This is a genomic window from Kocuria sp. APC 4018 (genome assembly GCF_030407675.1).
GTDB lineage: Bacteria > Actinomycetota > Actinomycetes > Actinomycetales > Micrococcaceae > Kocuria > Kocuria rhizophila.
In genome coordinates this window covers 1-1,385 of record NZ_JASDCY010000119.1, presented here as the reverse complement: position 1 = coordinate 1,385, position 1,385 = coordinate 1, and the positions used below count along the sequence as shown (strand labels likewise).

Here is a 1,385-nt window from a genome sequence, read left to right as displayed (position 1 = left end):
GGTTTCTAGGGGTCCTCGCAACACCTGATGGTTATGTGGTTGTCAGTAGATCACGCAGACGCTCGGCTGGGGTATCCCAGTTGAGCGTTTTGCGTGGGCGTGCGTTGAGTTCCTGTGAGACGTGCTCGAGGTCCTGCGGGCTGTAAGGCCGAAGGTCGGTGCTCTTGGGGAAGTACTGACGCAACAGGCCGTTGGTGTTCTCGTTGCTACCGCGCTGCCATGGTGAGTGGGGGTCGCAGAAGTACACCGGCACCCCTGTCGCGACCGTGAATTGTTTGTGCCGTGCCATCTCGCATCCCTGGTCCCAGGTCAGTGAGCCCCGCAGGTGTGCGGGCAACGTGGTGATCAGCGCTGTGAGCACATCTCGGACTTCCTCGGCGCTGTGGCCACCGGGCAGGTGCCCCAGCAGAACGTAGCGAGTGGAACGCTCGACCAAGGTGAGGATCGCCGAGGCGCTGCCGGGGCCCACGATGAGATCGCCTTCCCAGTGCCCGGGCACGGCCCGGTCCTCGACCTGCGGTGGGCGGTCGGAGATCATCACCATGTGATCAACGAACCGCGAGGTGCGTTGATCAGGATGTTTGTGGGGCTTGCGGCGGGTCCGGCCGGTGCGCAGCGCGGCTGCGACCTCCCGTTTCAGACCGCCACGGGCCTGGAGGTAGAGGGCCTGATAGATAGTCTCGGGACTCACTCGCATGCTCTCATCGTCGTGGAACTCTTTGACCAGAGTGTGACTGATCTGCTCCGGAGACCACCGCAGCATGAGCTTGTCCTGGACGTAGTCCCGCAGCCGGGAAGGCAGGCAGAGCTTGGGTTTCTTCGGCCGGGGCCGAGATGCTGCCCAGCCACGCTGAGCGGCATACGGCTGGTACGCCCCGTCCACTGAACGGGCATCGAGCTCGCGTTTGATCGTCGAGGCCGGCCTGCCCAACGCTCGGCCGATCGCACGCAAGCTGTGGCCAGCACGGTGCAGGTCAGCGATCACTTCCCGGTCCTTCAGCGTGAGGAAGCGGGGATCTAGTTGGGCTTCCAGAGCTGGTAGCGCAGGACCCGCGAGGAGTGTGGTCATACCGGTGTTGTAGTCCACCCGGCGGCCATCTGGATAGATGCGGACATGGCCCGTGTGTTTGATGCCGCGGTCCCATTCCTGCGCGGTGCGCTCATGGACTCCGACGATGGCTACCGCTTCACGCCGCGAGAGGCCTCCGGCCCTGAGCTGAAAGTACTCGTCCTTCCGCGGGTGCGGCCCGGTGCTGGGGATCCCGCGACCACGGATCCCTGCTTTACGTGCCCAGCCGTATGCGGTATTCCGGTTCACACCAACATCGCGAGCAGCCACTGTGATGCTGCCATCCCCACGTTCCAGCGCCTGGAAAAACGCCACC

Annotated in this window: 1 protein-coding gene; it reads right to left on the bottom strand. The window is 64.1% G+C overall.

The features are described from left to right. Positions 1–31: 31 nt before the first annotated feature. Positions 32–1,069, bottom strand: coding sequence for an IS30 family transposase (locus tag QL985_RS12065; RefSeq protein WP_168165702.1), 1,038 nt, complete (start codon positions 1,067–1,069; stop codon positions 32–34). Positions 1,070–1,385: the final 316 nt, after the last annotated feature.

Excerpts from the sequence above, each read along its gene's own strand:
- QL985_RS12065 (WP_168165702.1), bottom strand. The coding sequence starts at position 1,069 with ATGACCACACTCCTCGCGGGTCCTGCGCTACCAGCTCTGGAAGCCCAA.